Source organism: Streptomyces sp. NPDC048606, assembly GCF_040650855.1.
Lineage (GTDB): Bacteria > Actinomycetota > Actinomycetes > Streptomycetales > Streptomycetaceae > Streptomyces.
Window position 1 is genome coordinate 21,963 of the sequence record NZ_JBEZIB010000064.1, and the last position, 6,000, is coordinate 27,962.

Annotated in this window: 5 protein-coding genes; 2 read left to right on the plus strand and 3 right to left on the minus strand. The window is 71.6% G+C overall.

What is annotated here, in order from left to right:
- Positions 1 to 3 precede the first annotated feature (3 nt).
- Complete coding sequence (locus AB0D01_RS38095; protein WP_363063702.1) at positions 4 to 669, minus strand: ABC transporter permease; 666 nt, start codon at positions 667 to 669, stop codon at positions 4 to 6.
- A gap of 4 nt (positions 670 to 673) precedes the next feature.
- Positions 674 to 1,396, minus strand: coding sequence for an ABC transporter permease (locus AB0D01_RS38100; RefSeq protein WP_363063704.1), 723 nt, complete (start codon positions 1,394 to 1,396; stop codon positions 674 to 676).
- Positions 1,397 to 1,538: 142 nt separating this feature from the next.
- On the opposite strand from AB0D01_RS38100, the gene AB0D01_RS38105 reads away from it, so the two are divergent.
- A complete protein-coding gene (locus tag AB0D01_RS38105) occupies positions 1,539 to 2,504 on the plus strand; it encodes an ATP-binding cassette domain-containing protein (protein WP_363063706.1) in 966 nt (321 codons plus the stop codon).
- 247 nt (positions 2,505 to 2,751) lie between these two features.
- On the opposite strand, the gene AB0D01_RS38110 is transcribed toward AB0D01_RS38105, so the two are convergent.
- Complete coding sequence (locus tag AB0D01_RS38110; RefSeq protein WP_363063708.1) at positions 2,752 to 3,861, minus strand: alpha/beta hydrolase-fold protein; 1,110 nt, start codon at positions 3,859 to 3,861, stop codon at positions 2,752 to 2,754.
- 152 nt (positions 3,862 to 4,013) lie between these two features.
- Between AB0D01_RS38110 and AB0D01_RS38115 the strand changes: the two genes are divergently transcribed.
- Entirely contained in the window at positions 4,014 to 5,867 is a 1,854-nt protein-coding gene (locus AB0D01_RS38115; RefSeq protein WP_363063710.1) for a phosphatidylglycerol lysyltransferase domain-containing protein, read from the plus strand.
- Positions 5,868 to 6,000: the final 133 nt, after the last annotated feature.

Here is a 6,000-nt window from a genome sequence, read left to right on the forward strand (position 1 = left end):
CGTTCAGCGGGCCGGCGTACGCGGCAGCAGCCGGTCCGCCGCCACCAGGACGCCCTCCACCAGCAGGGCCAGCAGCGCCACCAGCAGGGCGCCCGCCACCACCTGCGGGGTGTCGTACGTGTTGAAGCCGGCGGTGATGATCCGGCCGAGGCCGCCCTGGCCGACCATCGCCGCGATGGTGGCGGTGGCGATGACCTGCACGGCGCCCGAGCGCAACCCGGTCATCACCAGGTCCCGCGCCAGGGGCAGTTCCACGCGCCAGAACAGCTGCCGCCCGGACATGCCCATGCCCCGGGCGGCCTCCACCACCGAGCGGTCCACCTCGCGCATGCCCACGTAGGCGTTGGTCAAAAGCGGCGGGACGGCGAACAGCACCAGCGCGACGATCGTCGGCAGGTAGCCCGCGCTGCGCAGCGGGGAGACCATGAACAGGGCCAGCACCGCGAAGACGGGCACCGCCCGACCGATGTTGGAGATGTTCACCGCGAGGGTGCCGCCCTTGCCGATGTGGCCGAGCCACAGGCCGAGGGGCAGGGCCACCGCGCAGGCGAGGGCGAGGGCGATCCCGCTGACGTAGACGTGCTCGCCCAGCCGGTGCCAGACACCGCTCTCCCCGGACCAGTTCGCCCCGTCCGTCAGCCATTGCCAGGTCTGTGCGGGCACGCCCACGCTCTCAGGCCCCCTTCGCCACGGTCGCGGCCGGCCCGCCGGCGGTCCGCGCGGGTCGACCGGCGCCCCGGGTCCACGGGGTCAGCAGCCGCTGCACACCGAGCAGCAGCAGGTCGGCGACGAGCGCCAGCAGCACGCACAGCACCGAGGCGGTGAGCACCTGGGCCTTGAAGGAACTGTTGACGGCGGGGGCGATCAGGTTGCCGAGGCCGCCCTTGCCGACGATGGAGCCGACGGTGGTCAGCGCCACGGTGGAGACGGTCGCGATCCGCACGCCGGCGAGCAGGGTGGGCAGCGCCAGCGGCAGTTCCACCTGCCACAGCAGGCGGGTCGGGCCGTAGCCCATGCCGCGTGCCGCCTCCCGTACCTCCTCGGGGACGGCTTCGAGACCGGCGATCGCGTTGCGGACCAGGATCGTCAGCGAGTAGAGCACCAGCCCGGTCACCACCAGCGCCGCCGACAGTCCGAAGAACGGCAGCAGCAGGGAGAACATCGCGAGCGAGGGGATCGTGTACAGCAGGGTGGTCAGGCCGAGCACGGGGGCGGCCCAGCGGCGACCGCGGCGGGCCAGCAGCGCGAGCGGGACGGCGACGACCAGGCCGATGAGGACCGATGCGGCCGTGATCCAGACGTGTTCGAGGGTGGCGTCGGTGAGTTCCGGGGCCCGGGAGGTGACGTAGTCCCAACAGATCCAGTCGTTCGCCACCAGGCAGTTTCGCTCCGCCACGTCCTCACCCCCCGTCACCGTCGCCCGTGGGAACGACCATAACCCCGCGAACGGGCATTGGCCGGAATCGTTCGCACACGCGCAACACACCCCTCACAAACCCTTCGCCCGTCCGGGCGGACACCTGGGGGAGGATGGTCGGGTGATCCGATTCGAGCACGTGACCAAGCGCTACCCCGACGGCACCACGGCCGTCGAGGACCTGTCCTTCGAGGTGGCGGAAGGCGAGCTGGTCACGCTGGTGGGCCCGTCGGGCTGCGGCAAGACGACCACCATGAAGATGGTCAACCGGCTGATCGAGCCGACCTCCGGTCGGATCCTGCTGGCCGGCGAGGACATCGCCGACGCCGACCCCGTCGAGCTGCGCCGCCGCATCGGCTACGTCATCCAGCAGGTCGGGCTGTTCCCGCACAAGACGGTCCTGGAGAACACGGCGACGGTCCCCCGGCTGCTCGGCACCCCGAAGGCCAAGGCCCGGGCGCGGGCGGCCGAGCTGCTCGAACTCGTCGGCCTGGACCCCGACGTGCACGGCGGCCGCTACCCACACCAGCTGTCGGGCGGCCAGCGCCAGCGCGTCGGCGTGGCCCGCGCCCTGGCCGCGGACCCGCCCGTGCTGCTGATGGACGAGCCGTTCGGCGCGGTCGACCCGGTGGTGCGCGAGCGGCTCCAGAACGAGTTCCTCGCCCTCCAGCGGACCGTCCGCAAGACGATCCTGCTGGTCACGCACGACCTGGAGGAGGCCGTCCGGCTCGGCGACCGCATCGCCGTCTACGGCGCCGGCACCATCGAGCAGTTCGCCGCCCCGGCGGCGGTCCTCGGCGCCCCCGCCACCCCCTACGTGGCCTCCTTCGTCGGCTCCGACCGGGGCCTCAAGCGCCTCGCGGTCACCCCCGTCGGGCCGGCCGACCTCACGGCGCCGGACGCGGCCCCGGCCCCGACCGCCTCGGTGCCCCTGGGGGCCTCGCTGCGCGAGGCACTGGCCGCGCTGCTCCAGGAGGACTCGGGGCGCATCGGGGTCACCGACCCCGACTCCGGCGCGCTGGTCGGCGTACTCACCCCGGAGGGCGTGCACCGGGCGCTGCGCCGGGCGGAGCTCCAGGAGGCCTAGCCGCCCGGGCGCCGGCCCCACGGGCCACGGGCCACGGGTCACGGGTCACGGGTCACGGGTCACGGGCCACGGGCCACGGGCCACGGGCCACGGGCCACGGGCCACGGGCCACGGGCCACGGGCCACGGGCCACGGGCCACGGGCCACGGGAACGACGAAGGGTCCGGCCGGAGCCGGACCCTATCGGTTCGTTTCGCTTCGCTTCGCCTCCCGCGCGGCTTCCCCACCACGCACCACGTCCGCGGCCTCAGGCCTGGATGCGTCCGCTCATCCACACCAGCATCGGCGGGATCTCACGGCGCCAGGTGTTGAAGTTGTGGCCACCGCTTTCGAGGATGATCGACGAGACCCGGTCCGGACCCTTGACCAGCTTGATGAACTTCTTCGTGTCGACGAGGTTCGGCTCGCCCTTCTCGCTGCTGGTCACGAGGAACGAGGTGCCGGCCGGCTTCTTGCCCTCCATGCTCGCGAGGATGTTCGCGCGCTTCTTCAGCTTGTCGTCCCCGTGGAACAGGTCGCCGGTGGTCGCGTCGTCCGCGGCGTCGTAGTACGCCGACAGACCGGCGGCCGCGCCGAACACCTGCGGGTGGTGCGCGGCGATCTTCAGCGCGCAGTAGCCGCCGGTCGAGTTGCCGATGAAGCCCATGTTCTGCGGCTTGTCACCCACCCGGAAGGTCGACTGGATGGCCTGCGGCAGGTCCTGCGCGAAGAAGGTCTCGGTCTGCGGGCCATTGGGTATGTCCACGCACTCGGTGTCCCGCGGCGGCGCGATGGTCGGGCGCAGCATCACCAGGATCATCGGCTTCATCTTCCCCTGCTTGGCCTGCTTGAAGGCCGTCATGGGGTAGTTCAGCCCTTTGATCAGGTTCTCGGCGGTGCCCGGGTAACCCGTCAGGACGATGGAGGCCGGAAAGTTCTGGTCCTTGTGCTGGGGCTGGAAGTACTCCGGCGGCAGCCACACGTAGCCCGGGCTCGTTATCTTCGACTTCTGGCCCGTTATGGAGACCTTCAGGATCTGACCGCCGACCTGGGGCTTGGCACCGCCGGGCACGTCGAGCTTCTGCTTGTCGACGACCTTGATGTCCTTGCTGCTCATCGAGTGGTCGACGACCTTGCCGATCGACGTCTCCTGCCCGAAGAGGTCGGCCCAGGACCCGTAGAAGAGGAAGGACTTGTTGGCGGCGAGACCGACCGCGGAGAACAGCGCCAGCTGGGTCGCGAGCAGGAGCCCGATCCGGCCGGTGACGGAACGCCAGGTGCGGCCCGAAAGCTTCGGCCAGAACCACACCGTCGCCCCGAACAGCAACACACCGGCGGTGATGGCCAGGACCAGGACCGTATTACTGGTGAGACCCATGAGCAGTCAGTCGACTTTCTGATGGCAGGACCGGATTTTTCCGACGGAAGAGTGAACCGCCTCCCCCTCGATGTCGTCCTAGTGGACGCACCACACTCCGGAGGCTCTCGCGGCCTTCGGCCACATGATCTCTCGCGGAGCAACGGGAAGCGATGTCTAGCAGGATAGATGGCGATAAGTCCGGACAGGTTCCGAAGCGGGTCGCTCGAATCGTCCGAGGCCCACGACCGGAGTCCGTGCCCGGCCTGGTAGGTACGGCCGTCATGATCGTCGGCCTTCTGGACATCGCGGCGGGCGTCTTCCCGCGATTCCGCCACAGCAGGATCCACGCGGTGACCGAGGTGCTGCCGGGCTCCCTGGGCCCCTTCGCCGCCGCCCTGTCCATCAGCGCCGGCGTGCTGCTCCTGCTGCTCGCCCACGGCCTCAAGCGCCGCAAGCGCCGGGCCTGGCGCGCGGCCGTGCTCCTGCTGCCCGCGGGAGCCGTCGCGCAGTTCGCGTACCGGCACTCGATCATCGGCGTGGTCATCGCGGCGGTGCTGCTCCTGCTGCTCGTACGCCACCAGGGTGAATTCAAGGCCCTGCCGGACCCGCGCAGCCGCTGGAAGGCACTGGCGAACTTCGTCCTGATGAGCGCCGGCTCCATCGGCCTCGGCCTGGTCATCGTCAACGTGCACCCGGGCAAGGTCGTCGGCCACCCCAGCCTGTACGAGCAGATCACCCACGTCGTCTACGGCCTCTTCGGATTCGAGGGCCCCGTCGACTACGCCGGTCGGGTCTCCTGGACCGTCGGCTACTCCCTCGGCGCCCTCGGCATGCTGACCGCCGTCACCACCATCTACCTGGCCTTCCGCCCCGAGCACCCGGCCGCCCGCCTCACCTCGGACGACGAGGCCAAGCTGCGCGAGCTGCTCGCCAAGCACGGCGGCCGCGACTCCCTCGGCCACTTCGCGCTCCGCCGCGACAAGGCCGTCGTCTTCTCCCCCTCCGGCAAGGCCGCCGTCACCTACCGCGTCGTCTCCGGCGTGATGCTCGCCTCCGGCGACCCCGTCGGCGACGTCGAGGCCTGGCCGGGCGCCATCGAGCGGTTCATGGAGGAGGCCAAGGCCCACTCCTGGACCCCGGCCGTCATGGGCTGCAGCGAGACCGGCGGCGAGGTCTGGACCCGCGAGACCGGTCTGGACGCCCTGGAGCTGGGTGACGAGGCGATTGTCGATGTCAAAGACTTCTCCCTCTCCGGCCGACCCATGCGCAACGTCCGCCAGATGGTGAAGCGCATCGAGCGCAACGGCTACACCACCAAGGTCCGCCGGGTCGGCGAGCTGACCGAGGAGGAGCTCGCGGCCGTCCGCGGCGCCGCCGACGCCTGGCGCGGCACCGACACCGAGCGCGGCTTCTCCATGGCCCTCGGCCGGGTCGGCGACCCCGACGACGCCGACTGCATCATCGCCACCGCCCACCGCGTCGAAGAGGGCGACACCAGCCCCTTCGGCGACCTGAAGGCCATCCAGCACTTCGTCCCCTGGGGCAAGGACGGCATGTCGCTGGAGCTCATGCGCCGCGACCGCGCCGCCGACCCCGGCATGAACGAGCTGCTGATCGTCGCCTCCCTGGAGGCCTCCCCCGGCCTGGGCATCGAGAAGGTCTCCCTGAACTTCGCGATGTTCCGCTCCGCGCTGGCCCGCGGCGAGAAGATCGGCGCCGGACCGGTCCTGCGCATGTGGCGCGGCCTGCTGGTCTTCCTGTCCCGCTGGTTCCAGATCGAGTCGCTGTACAAGTTCAACGCGAAGTTCCGCCCCCGCTGGGAGCCCCGCTTCGTCGTCTTCCGCCAGACCCGGGACCTGCCCCGCATCGGCTTCGCCGCGATGCAGGCCGAGGGCTTCGTCACCCTCGCCCTGCCCCGGCTGTTCGCCGGCCGCCGCCGCCCCAAGCCGGTCCGCACCTGCGCCCACGACACCGTGGCCGCGAAGGTCCCCGCCCAGGCCGAACGCGAGTGCCAGGCGGCCTGACGAGCCCGGCGCACGCCCCGCAGGACCCCCCGGAGGGGGGGGGCGGCCCCCCCCCCCGGGGGCCCGCCCGCCCCCCCCGCCGGCCCCCCCCCCCCCCGGCGCGCGCCCCCCCCCGGGCGCCCGCGCGCCGGGA